This window comes from Oleiharenicola lentus, from assembly GCF_004118375.1.
Lineage (GTDB): Bacteria > Verrucomicrobiota > Verrucomicrobiia > Opitutales > Opitutaceae > Lacunisphaera > Lacunisphaera lenta.
Genome location: NZ_SDHX01000001.1, coordinates 2,764,855 through 2,786,874, shown reverse-complemented (window position 1 = coordinate 2,786,874; position 22,020 = coordinate 2,764,855). Strand labels below are relative to the sequence as shown.

Sequence of the window (22,020 nt, the reverse complement as noted above, 5' to 3'; positions counted from 1 at the left end):
CAGGAGGGCTGGCTGCCGGGCCAGCCGCGGTCGGTGCGGAGACCGACCCTCCACCTCAAGATTTCGGACCCGGGGCGAGGTGGCCCTTGGCGACGGCGTCGTCGATCATCTTCACGGCGTATTCCCAGATCGCGGTAGAACCTTCGGCGACGTGGGCGTTGCGGGCGCGGACGCGGTCGTGGGTGACGCCGTGCTTCTGCCAAGCGTGGCCGTCGGTGAGGCAGTTGAGCAGCATCGGGTGAAACCGGTCGCAGGCGGCGGCGAAGCGTGCCTCGGGAGTCGCCCGCGCTTCAAACTCGTCCCACAACGCGCGAAACTCCGCGGTTTGGTCCGGCGGCAGCAGGCCGAAGATCCGGTCGGCGGCGCGGGCCTCGCGCGCGTGCTGGTCGGCCATGTTTTTCGTGTCGTAGGCAAAGGTGTCACCGGCGTCGATTTCCACGAGGTCGTGGATGAGCACCATCTTGAGGATGCGCAGCACGTCGAGCGGCTGGTGGTTGGAATGCTCCGCGAGCACGATGATCATGAGCGCGAAGTGCCAGGAGTGTTCGGCGCTGTTTTCGGCGCGGCGGCTCTGCGTGAGGATGGTCTGCCGAAAAATCTCCTTCAGCTTGTCCACTTCGGTGATGAAGGCGATCTGACGGCGGAAACGTTCGGCGGGGGAGAGGGATGATGGGTTGCCCACGGAAAACACAGAAGACACGGAAACCGGGGAAAGGAAGAATTAAGAAGGAGGAAAGAAGAAGTCAGAGAAGCAGAAGAAGCTCTTCCGACCTAACACTTACTTGGCCGTGATATGCGGCGCGAGGACCTTGGTCCAGATGGCGTAGCCGGCGGGGTTGAGGTGCAGCTGGTCCTCGACGAACAGTTCCGGACCGGGGGCGGGTTTGTCGCCGGCCATTGGCGTGTTGATGTCCACGAAGGTGCAGCGCGGGTCGGTGGCGCAGTCGGCGGCGATGAGCCGGTTGGCCTTGCGCATGGCGTCATGGATATTGGCCCGTGAGGGCGCGAGCGTGATGGAAAGGTAGAGCAGCTTCGCCTCGGGCAGCGCGGCGTGCAGCCTGGTGCGGAAAGCCTTGAAGTCGGCGGCGACCGCCTCGGGCGTCCTGCCGTTCTTGAGGTCATTAGTCCCGGCGAACACGACCACACGTCGCGGCTGGTAGGGCAGCACGACGCGATCGAGGTAGAAAACGCTGTCGGCCAACTCGGACCCGCCAAACCCGCGATTGATCACCGGGACGCCGGGAAAATCCTCGGCCAGTGTTTTCCACAGACGGATGGACGAACTGCCCACAAAGACGACGCCGCCCTTGGCCGGAGGCTGGGTGGCGTCGTGGGCGGTGAGCGCGTCGATTTCCTTGAGCCAGGCCTCGGGCGCGGCGGACGCGAACAGGGCGAGCAAAGTGGAGAGCAGCGTGAAGTGGAGAAGCAGGCGGGGCAGGACGGGGTGTTTCACGGCTGTCAGCAAATACCAGAATCGCGTGGGTGCAACCGGGGAGCAGCGCAGAAGGTCGGAGAAGACGCCGCTACGCATTGGGGTGTGACTTCAGACCCCTTAAATCCTCGAAATTGTCATCCTGAACGAAGTGATCCAAGATAATGTCTGGTGACGGTTATGCAGCTGGATCCTTCGCGCGGCTCAGGATGACGGTAGGGACGTTCGATGACAACCGCACCTTGGTAAGTTCCGTTCGAGTCCTCATCTTCTTGGGCGAATCAGACTAAAATCGCATCCTGGTTCTTCCGCTCCGTTTGCGAAACCTGTCGGTCTGGTTACATCGCCCGCATGTCACTTCTGCATCAGCCCTTGAAGGTCGGCGCATGGTCGCTGCCGAATCGCGTTATCATGGCCCCGCTCACCCGCTGCCGCGCGGGTGCCGGACGGGTGCCCACCGAGCTTATGGCCGAATACTACGTCCAGCGCGCGTCGGCCGGTTTCATCCTGAGCGAGGCGACCGCGGTGGATCCGATGGGCGTGGGTTATCCCGACACGCCGGGCATCTGGTCGGAGGAACAGTTGGCGGGTTGGAAGAAAGTCACGGCGGCGGTGCATGAGGCGGGTGGACGCATCCTGCTTCAATTGTGGCACGTCGGCCGGATCTCGGACCCGATCTATTTGAATGGTGCGTTGCCCGTCGCTCCGAGCGCGATTGCGCCTTCCGGACACGTCAGCCAGGTCCGGCCAATCAAGCCGTATGTCACCCCGCGGGCGCTGGAGTTGTCCGAACTCGCGGGCATCGTGGCGGCTTACCGGCGCGGAGCGGATAATGCCCTGCGCGCCGGCTTCGACGGCGTCGAGATCCACGGGGCCAACGGCTACCTGCTCGACCAGTTCCTGCAGGACCGCACGAACCATCGCACGGATGACTACGGCGGCCCCGTCGAGAATCGTGCGCGTCTCGCGCTCGAGGTCACCGACGCCGCGATCAGCGTATGGGGGGCGGATAGGGTGGGGTATCATCTCGCCCCGCGCGGCGACTCGCATGACATGGGCGACAGCGACCCGGCCGCGACGTTCGGCTACCTCGCGCGTGAACTCGGGCGGCGCAAGATCGCCTTCCTGTGTGCCCGCGAATCGCTCGATTTGCCGCGTCTGGGTCCGGGACTGAAGCGTGCTTTTGGTGGGGTTTACATCGCGAACCAGGGTTTAACTGCCGCAACGGCAGCGCAGGTGCTCGCGGCGGGAGAGGCGGATGCCGTGGCTTGGGGCAAATTGTTCATCGCCAACCCCGATCTGCCGCATCGCCTGAAGATCGGCGCACCCTTGAACGAGCCGGATAACGGCACGTTTTACGGCGGCACTGCGCGGGGTTACACCGACTATCCGACATTGGCGGCCTGAGAGGCGTCCAAGCCGGGGTATTGCAACCAGATGCACAGCAGTGTGTGGGCGCTCTTCAAGGAGTGCGCCTGCAAGCGGGTTGCCCATGGGTTCACCGCGACAATTATCCTCAGTGGCAGTGAACTGGTCTCCCCGCGTTTCCTGTTGGGGGCCGCGTCATAACCCCCGGAGGCTAACTGTCTGGATTGTCTGGAAGGTTGCATTTTGGGCGGGGGGTCTGCTTACCTGACCCTTTCCCATGAAAATCCTCGTTGCCGACAAGATCTCACCCAAGGGCGTTGCCTTCCTGCGTGCGCAGAAAGGCTTTGAAGTAGTCGAGGCATACGGCTCTTCCCCGGCCAAGGTGCTGGAGTTGGTGAAGGATGTGCAGGCGATCGCGGTCCGCTCGGAGACCAAGATCACGGCCGAGGTCATCGCCGCCGCGCCGCTGCTGAAGGTCGTGGGCCGCGCCGGCGTGGGCGTGGACAACGTGGACGTCGATGCCGCCACCGAGCGTGGCGTGATCGTGATGAACACGCCCTCGGGCAACACGATTGCCACCGCCGAGCTGACCTTCACCCACATCCTGTGCGGCGCCCGTCCGGTGCCCCAGGCCGCGCAGTCCATGCGCGACGGCAAGTGGGACCGCAAGAGCTTCTCGGGCATCGAGCTGTTCAAGAAGACGCTCGGTGTCATCGGTCTCGGCCGCATCGGCGCCGAGGTCGCCAAGCGCGCGCAGGCCTTCGGCATGACCGTTGTGGCCTATGATCCCTATCTCGCCCCGAGTCGCGCCAAGGCCATGCAGATCGAGGCCGTATCGCTCGACGACCTGCTCAAGCAGGCGGACTACATCACGGTCCATATGCCGCTGACCGAGCAGACCCAATACATGATCGACGAGGCCGCCTTGGCAAAGTGCAAGAAGGGCGTTCGCCTCTTCAACTGCGCCCGCGGCGGCATCATCAAGGAGGCCGCCCTTGTGGCCGCGCTCAAGTCCGGCCACGTCGCCGCCGCCGGCCTCGATGTGTTCGAGGAGGAGCCGCTTGCTGCCGACCACGAGCTGCGCAAGTTCCCCAACGTTTCCCTCACGCCGCACCTCGGTGCCTCGACCGCCGAAGCGCAGGACGCCGTGGGCGTGGAGGTCGCCGAGCAGATCGCCGACGTGCTCGCCGGCGGCGTCATCCGCAACGCCGTCAACATGCCCTCGCTCGACGCCGCGACCCTCAAGCTCATCGGGCCTTACCTCGAACTTGGCGGCAAGCTCGGCACGCTGGTGCAGCAGCTGGCCACCGACCGCGTCGAGAAGCTCCGCATCACCTACTTTGGCAAGATCGTCGAGCTCGACGCCAACCCCGTCACGCGCGCCGTGCAGCGCGGCTTCCTCAGCCGCATCAGCAGCGAGAGCCTGAACTTCATCAACGCCCCCGTGGTGCTCGAGCGCCTCGGCGTGCAGGCCGAGGTCGTGAAGTCCAACGCCGAGACCGACTACACCGAGCTGATGCTGGTCGAGGCGGTCACCGCAGGTGGCGAGGTTTTCTCGGCCGCCGGCACGCTCCTCGGCAAGGGCAACAGCCCGCGCATCGTGGCCCTCAACGGCCGCGAGATCGAGGCCGAGCCGAAGGGCGCGTTGCTCGTCTATGTGAACCACGACGAGCCGGGCATCATCGGCATGGTCGGCACCCTGCTCGGCCGCGAGAAGGTGAACATCGCCGCCATGTCGCTGAGCCGTAACAACGCCGGCGGCACCGCGCTCTGCGTGCTCAATCTCGACAGCGTTCCCACGGAAGCGACGGTTAAGGAGTTGACCAGCCATCGGGCCATCAAACAGGCTCAGGTCGTCAATCTCTGATGCTCCTCGGACTCCTCGTCGCCGCCATCATCGGATACTTTCTCGGGGCCTTGCCTTTCGGGGCGATCGTGGCCCGGGCGCACGGCGTCGATATCTTCAAGGAAGGCAGCGGCAACCCCGGCGCCACGAACGTCAAGCGCGTGCTCGGCGAGAAGTTCGGCGCCAAGGGCAAGCGCGCGGGCAACCTGGTGTTCGCGCTCGATGTGCTGAAAGGCGCGCTGGCGGCCGCCTGGGCGCTGCTGGAGCGGACCGGCGGCACGGTGAACTACACCATCGACAGGTGGGGAATCGACACCGCCGGACACCTCGCGGGTGCCGACTGGCGCCTCATCGGTTTGACCGGTGCCGTGGCCGCGGTGCTCGGGCACTCGTTCTCGATTTTCACCAAGTTCAAGGGCGGCAAGGGCGTCGCCACCGCCGCCGGCGGCGTCCTGGTGCTCGTCCCCGTTTCCTGCCTGATCGGCGCCGCCGTGTGGGTGGTCACGTTCTACGCCACGCGCTACGTCTCCCTCGGCTCGATTCTCGCCGCCGTCGCCGTGCCTGTGGCCAGTTGGTTGCGCGGCAACCCGGTTTACCTCAACGTCGTCGTCACCGCGCTGGGCCTTTTCGTCATCATTCGCCACCGGGAGAACATCAAGCGCCTGATGGCCGGCACAGAGAGCAAGTTTGCGAAGAAGACGGCTCCGACGCAGTGAGTCATTTTCGACTCTCGCATATCAACTACTATGAACGGGAAACTGGCTCTTTTTTGCTGCCTGCTGTGTGTTGCGGCGGCTGAGGTTCGACCGAAAGGTGAACAGCCAGCCGTTTTGATCGCAGAAGGGAAAGGGGCTGGAACGACAGAGGTGTGGATCAACGGCGAACCCGCCTTCTTTGCGAATGGCAATTTTCGGAGCACAGTATCCGACTTTCCGTTGAAGAGCGGTATAAATGCTCTGCACCAGAGCGGACCCGGAGACTACTCGATCTCATTGCTGAATGCTATCAGCGGGGATGCCGTGGCAATCTCCCCAAGTGGACAGTTCTCAATTTACGGACGCAGCGTTTTCTCTGAGCGAGACTTTAGTCCGTTAGGCAGAAACAACGATGCAGGCCCGTTTCTATTGGCGATCTCCAGCAAGATAAACCGAGCATTGACCATTGGAGATCGCGCCGCGTTTGCCCAAATATTTGAAGGTGATCCTCAAATCACATCGACGGTTTTCCCTCCGGGCGTTTACCGGGAGAGACAGTGGCTGCATCGAAGCAGCATTGAGCCTGATGCGATGCGGGTAGTATTCGGAGCATATTTCGCAATGGTGATGCCCGATACGAGCAAGCTTAAGACTGACCAGGCGTGGTTGGTCAGGTTGGATAGCGGGGACTTCAGGCTTGAGCCGAAATCCTACCTGTTTGCACGTAACCTGAACGGGAAATGGATCTTCTACCCGAACGGTGTGTTATACGGAACGAATCCCTCGGCCTTTATCATTAAGCAGATGCTTGTCTCAGGTGGAACTCCCTGACGAGGCACGCATCGTTCAGAAGTGAACGAGTGCCACTGCTTTCCGGCGCAAACCGTAAACACACAGACAGTTCGGCGCTTGTGATATGACGTGAGGGTGCCAATCCCGCCTTGCCAAGGCGCGGGGGGGCGCGCCATTTAGTTGGGTTTACGACAATGGCTCTCATCGTCCAGAAATACGGCGGCACCTCGGTCGGCGACATCGACCGGATCAAGAACGTCGCCCAGCGCATCAAGAAGTCCCGTGACGAGGGACACAGCCTCGTGGTCGTCGTCTCGGCCCGTTCCGGCGTCACGAACGAGCTGATCGCCAAGGCCAAAGCCATCACCGACCGGCCCGACACGCGCGAGATGGACATGCTGTTGGCCATCGGCGAGCAGGAGACCATCGCCCTGACCGCCATGGCGCTGCACGCCATCGGCATCCCGGCCGTTTCCTACACCGGCGCGCAGGCGGGCATCGTCACCGACCAGGTTTTCACCAAGGCCAAAATCAAGCAGATCGCCCCGAAGGGCATCATGGCGGACCTCAAGGCCGGCAAGGTGTGCATCGTCGCCGGCTTCCAGGGCATCAACGAGCACGGGCAGATCACCACGCTCGGCCGCGGCGGCTCCGACCTCACCGCCATCGCGCTCGCCGCCGCCTGCAAGGCCGACAAGTGCGAGATCTACACCGATGTGGACGGCGTCTATACGACCGACCCGCGCATCGTGAAGGAGGCGAAGAAAATCCAGGAGATCAGCTACGACGAGATGCTCGAACTCGCCAGCCTCGGCTCCAAGGTCATGCAGTCGCGCTCCGTCGAGTTCGCCAAGAAATACGGCGTCGTGTTCGAGGTCCGCTCCAGTTTCAACCACAACCCGGGAACCATCGTGAAAGAAGAAGTCGCCTCCATGGAAAAAGTAGTCGTCCGCGGCGTCGCCGTGGACAAGGACCAGGCCAAGGTCGTCATCACCGGCCTGCCGGACAAGCCGTCCGCCGCCGCGACCATCTTCACGGCGCTCGCCGAGGCCACCATCAACGTGGACATGATCGTGCAGAACGCCGCGCACACCGGCGTGGCCGACATCACCTTCACCGTGCAGCGCGACGAGGCCCAGAACGCCGTGCGCGTGCTGCCGGCCGTGCTCAAGAAGCTCGGCGGTGGCGAGATCAAGGCTTTCGACAACATCGCCAAGCTCTCCGTGGTCGGCGTCGGCATGCGCACGCACGCCGGTGTGGCCGCCACGCTCTTCACCGCGCTGGGCGAGAAGGGCATCAATCTCCAGCTCATCAGCACCTCGGAGATCAAGATCACCGTCGCCGTGGACCGCGCCAAGGCCGACGAGGCCGTGCGCGCCGCCCACGCGGCGTTCGGGCTGGAGAAGTGACGCGACGCTGTCGTCGCGTCTTCCTGCGCCCGCGCAGAGGGCGCAGGATCCCGAAAATGACGTGCATGCCCCTGGAATATTCGCTTCGCTCAGAATGACTCGCACCGAACGATGAAATACGTCTCCACCCGCGGCCTGACCGATCCCGTTTCCTTCAACGAAGCGGTGGCCATCGGGCTCGCCCCGGATGGCGGGTTGTTTCTGCCGGAAAGCCTGCCCGACATCAGCCCGCGGCTGCCGGCCTGGAAGAACCTCAGCTACGCCGAGCTTTGCACGGAGTTCCTGTCGATCTTTGCGACCGACATCCCGGCGGACGTGCTGGAGCAGATCGTGCACCGTTCCTACGGCACGTTCACGCATCCCGACATCGCGCCGCTGCGCAAGATCGACCCTAAACTCTACGTGCTGGAGCTGTTCCACGGACCGACGCTCGCGTTCAAGGACTTTGCCCTGCAGTTTCTCGGCAACCTCTACGGCTGGCAGTGCGCGCAGAAAAATCGCAGCATCAACGTGCTCGGCGCCACCTCGGGCGACACCGGCGCCGCCGCCATCCACGGCCTGCTCGGCAAGCCGCTCACCGCGATCTTCATTCTCTATCCCGAGGGCCGCGTGTCGCCGCTCCAGGAGCGGCAGATGACCTGCACCGGCGCGGCCAACGTCCACGCGATCGCCATCGACGGCAGCTTCGACGACGCGCAGCGCGTGCTGAAGGACATCTTCGCCAACAAGAGCTTCGCCACGCAGCACAACCTCTCGGCGGTGAACTCGATCAACATTGCCCGCGTGCTGGCACAGTCGGTTTATTACCTCTACGCGTGGCTGCGGCTGCCCGAGGCCGACCGCGAGAAGGTAGAGTTTGTCGTGCCCACGGGCAACTTCGGCAACGTCTTTGCCGGCTGGCTGCTCCAGCAGATGGGCGTGCCCATCCTTGGCTTCAAGGTGGCCACGAACCGGAACGACATCCTGCACCGGCTGTTCACCACGGCCGAGTATCGCAGCGGCGAGGTGCATCCGAGTCTCGCTCCCTCCATGGACATCCAGGTGGCGTCGAACTTCGAGCGGTTCCTCTACTACGCGCTCGATGAAAGCCCGACCCGCGTCAACGCCGTGCTCGCGCAGATCAAGGCGACCGGTTCCTACCGCTTCGACCTGCTCAACAAGTCGGTGTTCAGCTCCTCCGCCGCCAGCGACGAGGACATCGCGGCGCTGATCAAGCGCGTGTATGAGCGTTACCGCTACATCGTGGACCCGCACACGGCCTGCGCCTTCAAGGACCTCAACCCGCAGCGCGTGAGCGTGGTGTTGTCCACCGCGCATCCGGCCAAGTTTCCCGCCGCCATCCACGCTGCCATCGGCCAGGAGCCCACGGCTCCGGCGCTGGATGAGCTGAAGTCGCGCCCGATCGTGAAGCACCGCCTGCCCGCCGACGCCGAGGCGATCAAGGCGTTCATCACGCAGCGGGCGGTGTGAGGCCATAACGGGCGCTTAAGGGGTCGCACTGGATTTTATTATCCGGGCTGCAAACCCGGCACCCGACCGGAGAAGCTCTCGCGCTTTCGCCCGGGAAGTGGGAAACCGAAGAACGTGAGCTTTCAGGATCATTTCTCGACGCAGGCTCGCGGTTACGCCAAGGCGCGGCCGGTTTATCCGTCGGAGTTGTTTGCGCATCTCGTCCGGCTGGCTCCGGCGCACCGGTGCGCTTGGGATGCGGGCACGGGCAATGGTCAGGCCGCGGTGGCGCTGTCCGCCCATTTTGAGCGTGTCGTGGCGACCGAGCCGAGCCGGGCCCAACTCGCGCAGGCCGTCGCGCACCCGCGGGTGGAATACCATCTTTCGGCCGAGACGGCTCCGATGCTCGAATCCGCCTCGGTTGATTTGGTGACCGTGGCGCAGGCGGTGCATTGGTTTGATCGCGCGAGTTTCTATGCCGAGACCAAACGCGTGCTGCGCCCTGGCGGCGTGCTGGCCATCTGGTCCTACGAACTGTGTCTCATCACCCCGGCGATCGATGAGGTGTTGCAACGCTTCTACCGCGGCGCGATCTGGCCGTGCTGGCCGCCTGAACGACGGCATGTGGAGGCCGGCTACCGGGATTTCGACTTTCCCTTTGAGGAGATCCCATTCCCCGCCAGCACGATGGAGCACGCGTGGACCCTGGCCGAACTCGCCGCCTACCTGCGGACGTGGTCGTCGGTGGTCCGCTACACGCGGGAGAGCGGCGAAGACCCGGTGACGGCTCTGGAGATGGAACTGGTTCCCCTGTGGGGTGTTGGCCGGCGCCGGATCGTCTGGCCGCTGGCCGGCCGGGTGGGGAGGCACACCGGGTAACGTTCAAAAAGAGCGAAGGCGGAGACGTTAATTTTTCCGCGATTGCCCTCGCTACCGAGGACAAGACACCCACGCTCACGCCCCGTGAAACTCAATCTTCCCACCGAGCGCATCAACTGGGTCAACAGCTCCTTCCTCATCGGCACGGCGCTGGTGACCTGCACGGTGGTGCCGCTCTACCTTTGGCACTACGGCATGGATGCCTTTCAGGTGGCCCTGTTCTTCGGATTTTTTATTGCGACCGGTCTGAGCATCACGCTCGGCTACCACCGGCTGTTCGCCCATGTCGCGTTTCAGGCCAGCTGGCCCGTGCGGCTCGCGACGCTTGTCTTCGGCGCCGCGGCCTTTGAGAACTGCGCCCTGGCCTGGGTCTCCGACCACCGGCGGCACCACAAGCATGTGGATCACGACGACGATCCCTACGACATCTCCAAGGGATTCTGGCACGCCCACATCGGCTGGATCCTCTTCAAGCTCGATCCGGCTCCGCCGTGGGACAACGTCGCCGACCTCCGCAAGGACCGGCTGGTGATGCTCCAGCAGCGGTTCTACGTGCCGGTGGCTGTGCTGGTGGGCTTCGCCCTGCCGGCGGCCCTCGGTTGGTGGCACAACGGCTGGATCGGGGCGCTGGGCGGCTTTCTCATCGGCGGCGTCGCGCGCGTGACCGCGGTCCAGCACATGACGTTTTTCATCAACTCGCTCTGCCACACCATCGGCAACCAGCCGTATTCCAACAAGTGCAGCGCGCGCGACAGCTGGCTCATGGCGATTTTCACCTTCGGCGAGGGCTATCACAACTACCACCACGAGTTTCAGCACGACTACCGCAACGGCGTGAAGTGGTGGCAGTGGGATCCGACCAAGTGGACCATCTGGACCCTCGAAAAGCTCCGTCTCGTGCGCGGGCTGCGCCGGGTTTCCGAGGACAAGATCCTGCTCGCCCAACTCACCGACACCCGCCGCCGCCTCGGCGAGCAGATCGCCTGTCCGAAGGTCACCGCCAACGCCCGGCTGCACGACCTGCTGAAGGCTTCCGACGTGAAGCTGCACGAACTCGGCCAGCGCTGGGAAGCGCTCAAGGCCGAATACGCCGGCAAGGCCAGTGCCCTCCGCACCGAATACTCCGACCGCGCCCAGGCCCAGTTCGATGAGGCGCGCCATGCTTTGGAGGAAATGCGCCGCGAAGTCCGCCAGGCGACCCGCCTGCTCAGACACGCGTCCGCGGCGGCCTGAGTCCCAGGTCATTTTTCGAGAGAGGCGGGGCCGGTTCAGCCCCGCCTTTTTGTGGGCGCAATTCGACGGCTGGTTCAACGAACCCGGAGACCCATATGCGTCCCGCATCCGTGGGACGAAAGCGTGGCCGCGGTAGAACCACGCTGTCGCTCCGCTCCAGCGCGGCTGCATTTCGAGCTGAGTTCCCCGATCTGACCGGACCGCAGTCCGGCACGCACGGAAAGAGCCCGCGGCCGCTCAGAGCAGCGGCGCCAGCAGGCGGGCGATTTCCTCCCCGATGGCGGGGAAGAAGCGGCGGGCGCGCGGTTTTTCCGGCAGCGGGCGGCTCTGGGCGAAGACTTCCTCGCACCAGCTGCGCACGACGGAGGCCTCTTCCGCGGAGTAAGCCACCAGGCCGATCTCGAAGTTCACGAACAGACTGCGCAGATCCATGTTGGCCGAGCCGAAGAGCGTGGTTTCGCCGTCCACGAAGAGCAGTTTCGCGTGGTTCATGCCAGACTGGTAAAGCAGGACTTTGACGCCGGCCTTCTGGAGTTCGCGCAGGTGGTGGCGACGGGCGAGGTCGGTGATGCGGTGATTGGAGCGGGCGGGGACCACGATGCGCACGTCGAGTCCGGCGCGGGCCTGCACCATCAGCGAACGCTGCAGCACCTCGTCGGGGATGAAATAGGGCGTGACGATCCACACGCTGCGCTGCGCCTGCTGCACGAGGGACAGGATGCCCTCGTAGAGCGGATCACCCGTTACGTCCGGTCCGCTGGCCACGACCTGGAGGCTGGCATTGCCGGCCGGGCGCGGCCACTCGGGCGGGAGATCCCGTTGCAGGGAAAGCAGCGAGTCGCCGCTGGCGTAGGCCCAGTCGGCCAGGAAGATCTCCTCGATCTGGCGCACGGCCGGGCCCTGGATGACGGCCCCGAGGTCGCGCCACCGCCGGCGCAGCGGCTGCGGGCCCATGTATTCGAGCGCCAGATTGCGGCCGCCCACCGCGGCAAACTGATGGTCGATGATCGCGATTTTCCGGTGGTTTCTCAGGTTGGCCGAGCCGCGGGTTTGGAGCGGAAACACCGGCATGAACTTCACCACCTCGCCGCCGGCCTCGCGGATCGGATCGCAGAAGCGGCCGCTGGTGCGGAAGCAGCCCAACGCATCGAGCAGCAGACGGACCTTCACGCCGGCGCGGGCGCGCCGGGCGAGGAGCTGCACGATCCTCCGGCCAACCTCGTCGTGGCCGAGGATGAAGGTCATGAGGTGGATGCTCTCCTTCGCCTCGAGGATGCCTTTCTCCAGCGTGGCAAACGAATCCTCGCCCGTGGTGAGGAAGCGCACCCGGTTGCCGCCGATTGGCGGGCAGGCGCCGTCCCGGGTGAAAACCCGGGCGGCAAAGCCGGCGTTGTCGGGCACGGTGACCGCGCCCTGGCTGGTGGGACAGAGCCGGGCCTTGCGTTCGGCGAGTTTGCGGATTTTGCGTCCGCCGAGCAGCAGGTAGAGCGGCACGCCGAGGTAGGGGATGAAGGCGATGGCCAGCAACCAGGCGAACGTGTTGCCGGGCTGCTTCCGCTGACTCATGAGCCGGGCGATGGCAAAGACCGCGAGCAGGAAGCCGATGACGGTCAGCAGGTGCGAGAGAAGGCCGCTCGCCACCGGGTGCGCGGCCATGCTTTCTAGGGCCTGATCGACCTCATCCATGATTTGCATCGTCGGCGGCCGGACCGGGCTTGGCAAGGCCGCTGCGGGCAAACAAAAGCCCGCATCCCTCGGGGGATGCGGGCTTTCTCAAAGTGGTGGTGGAGACTGGAGTCGAACCAGTGAACGGCAAGAGCCGAATTGATTTACAGTCAACGTCCTTTGGCCACTTGGATACTCCACCATCAAATGAACGAACGGTGAAGGTATGGGAGCGTTTCGAGCTTTGCCAAGAGGTTTTTTCCCGAAACCCCGATTCGGCGAAATCAGAGCACGCCCGCCTCACGGAAGCTGTAAAAACCGCGTCCCTGCGGGTCGGCGCCAGCCTGGCCGATGATGACGTGGTCGAGCAGCGCGATGTCGAGGGCCTTCGCGGCTTCGCGCAGCTGGCGCGTGACCTGCACGTCGGCCGCGCTGGGCGCCGGGTCGCCGCTGGGGTGGTTGTGGACGCAGATGACCGAAGTGGCGCCGTGGTGCACGGCCTCGCGAAACACCTCGCGCGGATGGGCCAGGCTGCTGGTGGCGGTACCGGAGGTAAGCTCGACCTGCCGGATGAGCCGGTTCTTCCGGTTCAGGCAGAGCACCCAGAATTTCTCCACGCTCAGTCCGGCCGTCTGGGCCCGGTAGTGGGCAAAGACGAGTTCCGGGCGGTTGAGCAAGGGGCGTTCGCCCTGGTCAGAGGCGGCGACGCGGCGGGCGATTTCCATGACCGTGATGAGCTGGAGCGCCTTCACGCGCCCGATGCCGCCCACTTTGCGGAAATCCGCCTCACGCCAGCGGGTGAGTGCGGCCAGCGAACCGGCTTCGGTGACCAACTGCCGGCTGATGCTCAGCACGCTGTGGCCTTTCCGGCCGCTGCGCAGCAGCATGGCGAGCAGTTCGGAGTCGCTGAGGGCGCCGGGGCCGAGCTTTTCGAGGCGCTCCTGCGGCCGTTCGCCGACGGCGAGATCCTGGACGCGGGGAGCCGGGTAGGCGGGGGGAGATGGATTCATGGGCCGGGGTGTGTCACCCGCTGGCCCACGGGCGGTGCACTCAGAAGTGCTTCACGTAGGCGTTGCGCCTGAGTTTTTCCAGCCAGCGCTCGGTGGCGCGGCGGGAGCCCTGCTGGACGAGGGCGCGCTCGATGTCGGGTCGCACGTCGTCGATCGGCATGTTGCCGGCGTATTTGCGGTCCTCGGCGTAGAAGATGAAGGCGCCTTCGGCGGTGATGAGCGGCTTGCTGCGCTCGCCCTTCTTGAGCTCGAAGATCACATCGCTGAATTCCTTGCGCAGGTCGGGGCGGCGCTGCCAGCCCCAATCGCCACCGCGGCTCTTGCGGGGATCGTTGCTGTATTTGCGGGCCACATCGGGGAACGTGGCGCCGCCATCCATCTCGGCGATGACGGCGTCGGCCTTGGCGCGGAGGGTGTCGTCGGTGTCTTCGGGGGTGCGGTTGATCTGGATGAGGCGCAGGTGCACGCTGTCTTCCTGGAAGAAACGTTCCTTGTTCTCGTTGTAGTAATCCTCGATGCGGACCGGGCTGACCGTGCTGCCGGACTTGGCCTGTTGCTGGCGCATGAAATTGTAGATCATGTCCTCTTCGATCTCCCGGCGGTATTCCTTTTGCGAGATGCCGCGGGAACGGAGATAGGCGAGGTATTTGCTGCGGTCGCCCTCGAACTGGGTGATGATCGTCTCGGCCAGCTGGTTGTCGATGTAGCTGGCGGGCACGCGGCGCTTCTCGTCCTTGTAGAATTCCTTAACGATGAGCACGCGGTCGATCAGGTTTTGAATCACTTCGTTCTGCAGGCCTTCGAGCTTTTCGTTGAATTCCTGCTCGTTGCGGGCCTGCTTTTGGAGCTCACCGATGAGTGGTCCGATTTCGCGGCGCACATCGTCCACGGTGATGATCTTGTCCTCGGCGATCGCGACTATGCCGTTGGCATAGCGCAGGTTGAGGTTGTCGGCGGGAGCCTGCTGGGCTTGCGCGATACCGACAACACCGGCGGCGAGGGTCAGGATCGTGAGGCGGAAGCGGCGGAGACTCATCATTTAGCGGGGAGATTGTGCAGAAAGGTGATTATTTCTTTCAACCTTGCAAGGGGGGTGGGGGCGGTCAAGCGGGGAAAGCGACTGCTGAGCTGGATGAAATCATCGCGGCGGCCCGAGTGGCGCAGGCACTTCAAGCGGTTGCCGTCGGTTTCGACGGACAGGACGCCTTTTTGTTCCGCGCGCACCCGGATTTCGGTGACGAGGAGCAACGCGCGGACCGGTTCGCCAAAGCGCCCAAAGCGGTCGCGCAGTTCCTGTTCGAGGTCCTTCAACTGTTTGGTCGTCTCGGCCAGCGCCAGTTTCCGGTAAAAGTCGATGCGCAGCCGGGTCTCGGCAATGTAGGCCGACGGCAGGCGGGCCTGGATGCGGTCGATCTCTCCCTCGCTGCGCTCGGCCTGACGGAGTGCGCTGAAACTCCCGGTGACCTCGGCGTGTGGAGCCTCGGTGTCGGCACCTTCGCCAACGAACACGAAGTCGAGCTTCACGTTGGCGCGGACATGGGCGGCCTGCTTCTCACCCTTCAGGCGGGCCACGCTTTGGCGGAGGAGCTGGCAGTAGAGCTCAAAGCCCACGCCGACGATATGGCCGCTCTGTTCCGCGCCGAGCAGGTTGCCCGCGCCGCGCAGCTCGAGGTCGCGCATGGCGATGCGGAAGCCCGCGCCGAGCTGGTTGTGCTGGCGGATGGCCGTCAGGCGCTGGCGGGCGAGGTCCAACACCCGGGCGTGGCGGTGCAACAGCAGATAGGCGTAGGCCTGGTGCTTGAAACGACCGACGCGCCCGCGGAGCTGGTAGAGCTGCGACAACCCGAAACGGTCGGCGCCCTCGATGATCAGCGTGTTGCAGTTCGGGATGTCGAGGCCGCTCTCGATGATCGTCGTGCAGACGAGCACTTGGTAACGCCCGGCGACGAACTCGGTCATCACGCGCTCGAGGCCGTCGGAGCCCATCTTGCCGTGGCCCACGCCCACGGTGACACCGGGCAAAAGCTGCCCGAGACGCGCGGCGACGAGGTCGATGGTCTGCACCCGGTTGTGCAGGTAAAACACCTGGCCGCCGCGCCGCAGCTCGTGCTGGATGGCTTCGACGACGAGTTTCTCGTCGTAGCTTTTGACGATGGTCTGGATGGGCAGGCGGTTGGTCGGCGCGGTTTCGATCGTGCTGAGGTCCCGCGCACCGGTGAGCGCCAGATAAAGCGTGCGTGGAATGGGCGTGGCGCTCATCGCGAGCATGTCCACATGGGCGCGCCAACGCTTGAAAACCTCCTTGTGCTTCACGCCGAAGCGCTGCTCCTCGTCCACGATCACGAGACCGAGGTCCTTGAACTTCACGTCGTCCTGCACGAGCCGGTGCGTGCCGACCACCACATCGATCTTGCCCGCGGCGAGCGCGGCGAGGATGCCCTCCTGCTCCTTGCGTGTGCGGAAGCGGCTGAGCATCTCGATCGCGATCGGGTAGCCGGCCATGCGCTCGCGGAAACTGTTCAAATGCTGCTGCGCGAGCACGGTCGTCGGCACGAGCACGGCGACCTGCCGGCCGCCCAGGACGGCCTTGAACGCGGCGCGGATCGCCACCTCGGTCTTGCCGAAGCCCACGTCGCCGCACACGAGCCGGTCCATCGGACGCGTGCGCTCCATGTCGGCCTTCACGTCCACGATGGCCTTCATCTGGTCGGGCGTCTCGGTGAAGGGGAAGGCGGCCTCGAACTCGCGCTGCCAGACGTTGTCCTCGGCGAAGGCGTGGCCCGGCTGCGCTTCGCGTTTGGCCTGGATCGCGAGCAGTTCCGCGGCGAGGTCGAGGGTGGCGCGCTCGGCGGCCTGCCGCGCCTTTTCCCAACGACCCGAGCCGACGCGCCCGAGCTGGGGCTTGGCCTTGGACAGCCCGACGTAGCGGCTGATGAGGTGCGACTCTTGCAACGGCACGTGCAGGGTCACGTGGTCGTCGAACTCCAGCGAAATGACCTCGCGCACGCCGTCGGCGCTTTCGAGCTTGGTCAGGCCGCGGAACTGGGCGATGCCGTGCTGGAGGTGGACGACGAAGTCGCCTTCGACCAGCTCGGAAAAGTCGAGCAGCTGGTCCACGGCCGACTGCGCGGCGATGGCGCGCTTCGTTAGGGAGCGACGCTGGCGCTTGCGGCCGAAGATCTCGGTTTCGGAGACGACGACGAGGCCTTTCGAACCCGGCCGCGCCGGAGCTTGGCCCTCCTTCGGCGGGGAGACCTTGGCCTGGATCGCCGAGCTCCCGCTCGGCCGCGCGGTCACGCGAAAACCTTCACTCAGCGCGCCGCGCAGAAAACGCGGCTTCAGGGCGCGCAGTTCTTTGTCCTCCTCCAACAGCTCGCGCACGCGTTGTTCTTCGCCTTCCTTGGTCACCACGAAGTCCACGGCGTAGCCCGCCTGCTGCCAGGCCAGCACTTTCTCGAGAAACTCGCGGCGGGCTTCGTCCTCGGCTTGCAGGCGTTCATGGGCGAGCTGGCGCTCCTCGGGGTAGGAGCGGTGATGGGCGAGTGATTCGGTGTCCCAAGTCTCCTCCTCTCCAGCGCCGTCGAAGAGTTCGCTGGCCAGGTCGAGATCGCTGAGCCCGAAGAGGCGGGCGCACGTTCCAGACAGGACGGTAAGACCCTTCAACGCTGCCGCTCCATCGGCGGGCGGTGGCGTGTCCGCCCGGCCGCCCAAATCAAACAGCTCCTCGACGGCCTTGGGCTCGATGATGGCGGCGTGCGCGGCGGAACCGAGGTAGTCGAGCAGGCTGGCCTGCGCCCCGCCGGTGTGGACGCGGGCGGCGGCGGTCAGGGTGATGCGCTCGACTGCTTCGCCCGAGCGCTGCGTGACCGGGTCGAGCGCCTTGATCTCTTCCAGCGTGTCGCCGAAGAAATCCAGCCGGTAGGGTTGGTGCGCCGTGATCGGGTAAACGTCCACGATGCCACCGCGCACCGCGTATTGCCCGGGGGCCTCGCAGACCGCTTCGCTGTCGTAATCGTAGGCGCGGAGCAGATCGAGGAGGGCCTGAAACGGACGGGCTTCACCGCGATGCAGGTTCGTTTCGCGCGAAGAGAAGTCCTCCGGGGGCGGCACGGGCTGGAGCAACGCGGCGGGGGTGGTCAAAACCAGCAGCTGGTTTTGGGGTCTCGGATCCTGGGGCGCGGATTTCGGATCCGGGTTTTGAGATCTATCGCGGGCGCGCAGCCTGCTCAGCACGGCGAGACGGTCGCTGGCGGCGTTGAAGGCCTCGCGCAGCTCGCGGTTGTCGGTCTGGGCTTCGGGGAAGGCGAGGACGTCGAGAACGGGTCCGCCGCCGGCTTGGCAAAACAGCGCGATGTCCTCGGCCAGTGAATCGGTGCGCGCGGCCTCCTCGTGGATCACCAGCCAGACCGGGGCAGGGTGTGTGCGGACCAGTTCCGCGAGGGCATGGGGGTGCGCTGCCGGACAAATTCCGGTGAGCTTGTGGCGTGGAGCTGTAGGCTGACCTGTCACCAAACGAGCGCTCCATGTCATTCTGAACGCAGGGAAGAATCCAGCACGATAATCACGGGCGCCGAGTCCCTTGGATCCTTCGCTGCGCTCAGGATGACAAGCTTCGGGCTACTGGGATGTCGTGCGCAACGTTACGAGCGCGACCCGGGCGGCGGCTTCCTCGGCGGCTTTCTTGGAGGAACCGGTGCCACTGCCGATCTTGCGGTCCTTCAGGAAGACCTCGACCTCGTAAACCTGGGCGTGGCGCGGGCCGGTGGTGGCACTGACGAGGTAATTCAGGGCGTTGTTGCCGTGTTCCGGCTGGATCAGCTCCTGCAGCCGGCCCTTCGGGTTCTCGGCGTCCTCGGATACGGCCAGTCGTTCGGCGAGCGGGCCATACCACGCGAGCACCAGCCGCTGGGTGGTGGCCAGGTCACTGTCGAGATAGACTGCGCCGACGAGCGCCTCGAAGGCATCCTCAAGGATCGAGGCGCGTTTGCGTCCACCGGAGTCTTCTTCGCTCTTGTTGAGGCGCAGACTGGCGTCGAGGCCGAGGTCCCGCGCCATCTGTGTGAGGAATCCGCCCTTCGACAACACGGCCCGGCGGCGGCTCATCACGCCCTCGCGGTCCTCGGGGAATGTGCGGTAGAGTGCGTCGGTGAGGATAAACTGGAGCACCGAGTCGCCGAGGAACTCGAGCCGCTGGTTGTGAGCCCCCGCCTGCGCGTTGTCCTGGAGAAAAGAGGGGTGGGTGAGGGCCTCAATCAGGAGGGACTCATTGCGAAAGCTGTAGCCGATGGTCTTCTGCAGGGCGGCGACAGTTTGATCAGAAGAGCCCATGTGAAGTAACAAGTATCAGGTTCCAGGTATCAGGTGAAGCGGAAGCCACGGTCATGGATAACCCTCTTGTTACTTGATCCCTGATACTTGTCACCTGTTCGTTCACGAACTCGCGCTCGAGTAGCGGCGCAGGCCGCGGTGGAAGACGAAAACCGCCAGGCCGAACCAGAGGACGGTGATGGCGACGAGGCCCGCAGCCAGTTGCCCGTTCAAGCCGTGAAGGAGGGTGCTGGCCGGGGTGTTGCTGACGACCACCACCGGAAGCACCCACACGAACGCGACCTTGGCCAGGCCGACGAAGGCGGCCCGGGGCAGGCGGGAGAATTCGCTCAGGGTGAAGTAACTCCCTTCGATGCCCTGCACGCTGGTGATCCAGAAGGCCGGCGCAATGCACAGCACGAGCATGCTGTAGTGGATGATCACGCCGCAGGCCACCATCAGCCCGTAGGCCAGGATATCGATCCAGTCGGGTTGCAGGCCAAGCTGCCGGGCCGAATAGATGACCACACCGAGCGCCACGAGAGAGTTGATCAGGCTGTCGGGGTCGATCTTCCGGGTCGTGGCGGTGAACATCACGTTGCCCGGCTGAGCCACGAAGAAGTCGAAATGCCCGCTGCGGATGTTGCGTCCCATCTCGAAGATGCTGCTCCAGAAAAAGCCCATCAGGAAACGCTGGATCAGGAGCGAGGTGCCGACGAGCAGCATCATCTCGTACTTGGTCCAGCCTGCGACGGTGTCGGTGTGCCGGTAGATGACCGAGACCATGAGCAGGTTCACCGTCATCCAGAACAGCTCGACCAGCGCCCACACGAAGAAGTCGCCGCGGAACATCATCATCCGCATGATGCAGTAGCGGGCGGAAGTCAGCCAGAGGCGGGCGTAGTGACTCATTATGATTTCAGATTTACGATGGACGGTTTACGATTTCCCCGAATCGGGAGCGAACAATTGTCATGAGGCGGAGCGTGAATTCGCGAGCGTGTCACAATCGTAATTCGTAAGTCGTAATTCATAAATCCCTCAGCCGCCGACCGCCGTGTGCAGGCGGAGGCCGCGGCGCCAGAGCATAGCGCCGATCCCAAGGATGATGACGGCCCAGCAAGCCTGGATGCCGAGGCCGACCAGCGCGGCCGAGGGGTCGTTGAGCCGGCCGGTGAAAATCGCGACGGGGAAATACATCTGGTAATAGTAAGGCAGGAACTGCGAGACGCGGAAGAGCCACTCGGGCATCAGGTCGAGCGGGAAGATTTGTCCGCCGAGCACCGATTCCAGCGCCATCGAGAGGATCACGAAGCCCTGGATCTCCAGGAACCAGAAGCTCAGCAGGCCGAAGCAGTAGGCGATGCCAAACTGGATGATCGCCGACAGGAACAGCGCCGGCAGGCCGACGGCCAGGCGCCATGGGTCGGCCGGCAGCACGAGGTGTTCGCCGATGAGCGGCAGGCTCACGATGAGCGGCAGCAAAATGAGCAGACCGGTGACCAGCCGCGCCGCCACGTAGATGCTGAAGCGGTAGGCGAAGTAGTTCACCGGTTTCAGGAGAAACTGGTTGATCATGCCGCCGCGAATTTCCTCGCTGATCTGGTAGTCCTCGTTGAAGGCCCCGATCATGAACTGCGCCACGAGCAGGGCGACGAAGTAGGTGAAGGTCTGCGCGAAGTTGAAGCCCCCGATCAGCGGGCTGCCCGCGTAAGCGGCGCCCCAGAGGATGAATACCACGATCAGGTGGAAGAACGAAAAGAAGCCGCGCACGGCAAAGTTCACCCGGTAGATCAGGTTGCTTTGCAGGCCGACCAGGAAGGTCACCCGGTATTTGTTGAGCGTGGCGAGCATTACTAAAGGCGGATGGAGGAAGAAAGAGGGAAGAAGTCAGCAGTCAGAGGACGAAGGGGCAAATCGCAAGCCAGCTGTCGGGGAGGGCTCGCGTCCCGGCGAGCCGGGTTCCCTTGGAGGGCGGGTCTCCGCACCCGCCGGGTCATGACTCTTACATGGAGGGCCCAGCTCCAGCACGGCCGCGAACGCGTTATCGGTTCCGTGAAACGGCTCAGCTGGAGCTGAGCCCTCCGCCAGGCAACACAACATGCCCAAGCCAGCCCGCGCGGAGCGCGGGCTCCACCTCACACCGTGGCTTCCTTCAGGTTGAACCGCTCGGCGACCTCCTTGGCGAGATCGCGGTAGGCCTTGGCGCCGGGGCTGTTCGCATCGTAGGCGAAGATCGGTTTGCCGAAGCTCGGGGCCTCGCTCAGGCGGACGGTGCGTGGGATGAGCGTCTGGAAAATCTTGTCGGGCAGGTGCTGGCGCACTTCCTCAACGACCTGCTTGGCCAGGTTGATGCGGCTGTCGAACATCGTCATGACGATGCCGCCCACGTCGAGAGTGGGGTTGACGCCGGCCTGCTTGAGGCGCTCGACAACCTTAAGGATCTGGCCGAGGCCCTCGAGGGCCATGTATTCGCACTGCAGGGCGATGAGGAGATGGTCGGCGGCGGCGAGGGAGTTCATCGAGAGCATGCCGAGGGCGGGCGGGCAGTCGATGATGATGGCGCGGTAGCCGCCGGAGTTGCGCAGGGGCTCGAGCACGGAGCGCAGGCGCATGAGGTAGTTCTGCTGCTGGGCCAGTTCGATCTCAATGGCGGCAAGGTCCTGCTCCGAGGGGATGAGCGCGAGGTGCGGCCAGGCGGTGGGCGTGAGCATCTCGAAGGCACTGCCTTCACCGTGGAGGGGACCGTAGAGGCTCTTGCCCTCCTGTTTCTCGACGCCGAGGGCGCTGGTCGCGTTGGCCTGCGGGTCGAGGTCCACCACGAGGGTGTGGATCTTGCGCTCGGCGAGGGCCGCCGCGAGGTTGACGGCGGTGGTGGTCTTGCCGACGCCGCCCTTCTGGTTGGCGATGGTGAATACAGTGCAGCCCATAAGGC

General features: G+C 64.5%; 18 protein-coding genes and 1 tRNA gene. 8 read left to right on the top strand and 11 right to left on the bottom strand.

Annotated elements, in window-relative coordinates; all coding sequences use genetic code 11:
• Positions 1-55 precede the first annotated feature (55 nt).
• Together ESB00_RS11390 and ESB00_RS11385 are read right to left on the bottom strand one after the other, a co-directional pair.
• Positions 56-700 (bottom strand): HD domain-containing protein, encoded by a 645-nt coding sequence (locus ESB00_RS11390; protein WP_129047806.1) that lies wholly within the window; start codon positions 698-700, stop codon positions 56-58.
• Positions 701-778: 78 nt separating this feature from the next.
• Positions 779-1,453, bottom strand: coding sequence for an SGNH/GDSL hydrolase family protein (locus tag ESB00_RS11385; protein ID WP_164976170.1), 675 nt, complete (start codon positions 1,451-1,453; stop codon positions 779-781).
• A gap of 330 nt (positions 1,454-1,783) precedes the next feature.
• On the opposite strand from ESB00_RS11385, the gene ESB00_RS11380 reads away from it, so the two are divergent.
• From ESB00_RS11380 to ESB00_RS11345, 8 genes are all read left to right on the top strand, one after another.
• The gene (locus ESB00_RS11380) at positions 1,784-2,839 is read left to right on the top strand and encodes an alkene reductase (RefSeq protein ID WP_129047804.1); all 1,056 of its coding nucleotides are present in this window, start codon (positions 1,784-1,786) and stop codon (positions 2,837-2,839) included.
• Between the two features lie 238 nt (positions 2,840-3,077).
• The gene (gene serA, locus ESB00_RS11375) at positions 3,078-4,667 is read left to right on the top strand and encodes a phosphoglycerate dehydrogenase (RefSeq protein ID WP_129047803.1); all 1,590 of its coding nucleotides are present in this window, start codon (positions 3,078-3,080) and stop codon (positions 4,665-4,667) included.
• A complete protein-coding gene (gene plsY / locus ESB00_RS11370) occupies positions 4,667-5,362 on the top strand; it encodes a glycerol-3-phosphate 1-O-acyltransferase PlsY (protein WP_129047802.1) in 696 nt (231 codons plus the stop codon). Before serA ends, plsY begins: the two co-directional genes overlap by 1 nt.
• Positions 5,363-5,392: 30 nt before the next feature.
• Positions 5,393-6,172: a hypothetical protein gene (locus ESB00_RS11365; RefSeq protein WP_129047801.1), complete on the top strand. Its 780-nt coding sequence runs from the start codon at positions 5,393-5,395 to the stop codon at positions 6,170-6,172.
• Positions 6,173-6,327: 155 nt separating this feature from the next.
• Positions 6,328-7,542 (top strand): aspartate kinase, encoded by a 1,215-nt coding sequence (locus ESB00_RS11360; RefSeq protein WP_129047800.1) that lies wholly within the window; start codon positions 6,328-6,330, stop codon positions 7,540-7,542.
• Between the two features lie 111 nt (positions 7,543-7,653).
• Positions 7,654-9,012 (top strand): threonine synthase, encoded by a 1,359-nt coding sequence (thrC, locus tag ESB00_RS11355; RefSeq protein ID WP_129047799.1) that lies wholly within the window; start codon positions 7,654-7,656, stop codon positions 9,010-9,012.
• A 114-nt stretch (positions 9,013-9,126) separates the two neighbouring features.
• On the top strand, positions 9,127-9,870 hold the full coding sequence (locus ESB00_RS11350) for a class I SAM-dependent methyltransferase (RefSeq protein ID WP_129047798.1): 744 nt from the start codon (positions 9,127-9,129) through the stop codon (positions 9,868-9,870).
• Between the two features lie 84 nt (positions 9,871-9,954).
• The gene (locus ESB00_RS11345; RefSeq protein WP_129047797.1) at positions 9,955-11,103 is read left to right on the top strand and encodes an acyl-CoA desaturase; all 1,149 of its coding nucleotides are present in this window, start codon (positions 9,955-9,957) and stop codon (positions 11,101-11,103) included.
• Positions 11,104-11,340: 237 nt separating this feature from the next.
• On the opposite strand, the gene cls is transcribed toward ESB00_RS11345, so the two are convergent.
• The 9 genes from cls to ESB00_RS11300 form a co-directional block, all read right to left on the bottom strand.
• Positions 11,341-12,759 carry a cardiolipin synthase gene (gene cls / locus ESB00_RS11340; RefSeq protein WP_129048345.1) on the bottom strand — a complete coding sequence of 473 codons (1,419 nt, stop codon included), beginning with the start codon at positions 12,757-12,759 and terminating at the stop codon, positions 11,341-11,343.
• Between the two features lie 123 nt (positions 12,760-12,882).
• A tRNA-Tyr gene (locus ESB00_RS11335) sits at positions 12,883-12,970 on the bottom strand.
• 82 nt (positions 12,971-13,052) lie between these two features.
• Positions 13,053-13,778 carry a RadC family protein gene (gene radC / locus ESB00_RS11330; protein WP_129047796.1) on the bottom strand — a complete coding sequence of 242 codons (726 nt, stop codon included), beginning with the start codon at positions 13,776-13,778 and terminating at the stop codon, positions 13,053-13,055.
• Between the two features lie 40 nt (positions 13,779-13,818).
• Positions 13,819-14,817, bottom strand: a complete 999-nt coding sequence (locus tag ESB00_RS11325) for a peptidylprolyl isomerase (protein WP_246026468.1) — start codon at positions 14,815-14,817, stop codon at positions 13,819-13,821.
• Positions 14,814-18,176, bottom strand: a complete 3,363-nt coding sequence (gene mfd / locus ESB00_RS11320) for a transcription-repair coupling factor (RefSeq protein WP_246026467.1) — start codon at positions 18,174-18,176, stop codon at positions 14,814-14,816. The genes ESB00_RS11325 and mfd overlap by 4 nt, the downstream gene beginning before the upstream one ends.
• A gap of 219 nt (positions 18,177-18,395) precedes the next feature.
• Positions 18,396-19,106, bottom strand: coding sequence for a ribonuclease III (rnc, locus tag ESB00_RS11315; RefSeq protein ID WP_129047794.1), 711 nt, complete (start codon positions 19,104-19,106; stop codon positions 18,396-18,398).
• 102 nt (positions 19,107-19,208) lie between these two features.
• Complete coding sequence (locus tag ESB00_RS11310) at positions 19,209-19,997, bottom strand: ABC transporter permease (RefSeq protein ID WP_129047793.1); 789 nt, start codon at positions 19,995-19,997, stop codon at positions 19,209-19,211.
• A gap of 129 nt (positions 19,998-20,126) precedes the next feature.
• Complete coding sequence (locus ESB00_RS11305; protein ID WP_129047792.1) at positions 20,127-20,939, bottom strand: ABC transporter permease; 813 nt, start codon at positions 20,937-20,939, stop codon at positions 20,127-20,129.
• 284 nt (positions 20,940-21,223) lie between these two features.
• Positions 21,224-22,015: a ParA family protein gene (locus tag ESB00_RS11300; protein WP_129047791.1), complete on the bottom strand. Its 792-nt coding sequence runs from the start codon at positions 22,013-22,015 to the stop codon at positions 21,224-21,226.
• Positions 22,016-22,020 lie beyond the last annotated feature (5 nt).

Excerpts from the sequence above, each read along its gene's own strand:
- ESB00_RS11380 (WP_129047804.1), top strand. The coding sequence starts at position 1,784 with ATGTCACTTCTGCATCAGCCCTTGAAGGTCGGCGCATGGTCGCTGCCG.
- serA (WP_129047803.1), top strand. The coding sequence starts at position 3,078 with ATGAAAATCCTCGTTGCCGACAAGATCTCACCCAAGGGCGTTGCCTTC.
- plsY (WP_129047802.1), top strand. The coding sequence starts at position 4,667 with ATGCTCCTCGGACTCCTCGTCGCCGCCATCATCGGATACTTTCTCGGG.
- ESB00_RS11365 (WP_129047801.1), top strand. The coding sequence starts at position 5,393 with ATGAACGGGAAACTGGCTCTTTTTTGCTGCCTGCTGTGTGTTGCGGCG.
- ESB00_RS11360 (WP_129047800.1), top strand. The coding sequence starts at position 6,328 with ATGGCTCTCATCGTCCAGAAATACGGCGGCACCTCGGTCGGCGACATC.
- thrC (WP_129047799.1), top strand. The coding sequence starts at position 7,654 with ATGAAATACGTCTCCACCCGCGGCCTGACCGATCCCGTTTCCTTCAAC.
- cls (WP_129048345.1), bottom strand. The coding sequence starts at position 12,759 with ATGGCCGCGCACCCGGTGGCGAGCGGCCTTCTCTCGCACCTGCTGACC.
- radC (WP_129047796.1), bottom strand. The coding sequence starts at position 13,778 with ATGAATCCATCTCCCCCCGCCTACCCGGCTCCCCGCGTCCAGGATCTC.
- ESB00_RS11325 (WP_246026468.1), bottom strand. The coding sequence starts at position 14,817 with ATGATGAGTCTCCGCCGCTTCCGCCTCACGATCCTGACCCTCGCCGCC.
- rnc (WP_129047794.1), bottom strand. The coding sequence starts at position 19,106 with ATGGGCTCTTCTGATCAAACTGTCGCCGCCCTGCAGAAGACCATCGGC.
- ESB00_RS11310 (WP_129047793.1), bottom strand. The coding sequence starts at position 19,997 with ATGAGTCACTACGCCCGCCTCTGGCTGACTTCCGCCCGCTACTGCATC.
- ESB00_RS11305 (WP_129047792.1), bottom strand. The coding sequence starts at position 20,939 with ATGCTCGCCACGCTCAACAAATACCGGGTGACCTTCCTGGTCGGCCTG.
- ESB00_RS11300 (WP_129047791.1), bottom strand. The coding sequence starts at position 22,015 with ATGGGCTGCACTGTATTCACCATCGCCAACCAGAAGGGCGGCGTCGGC.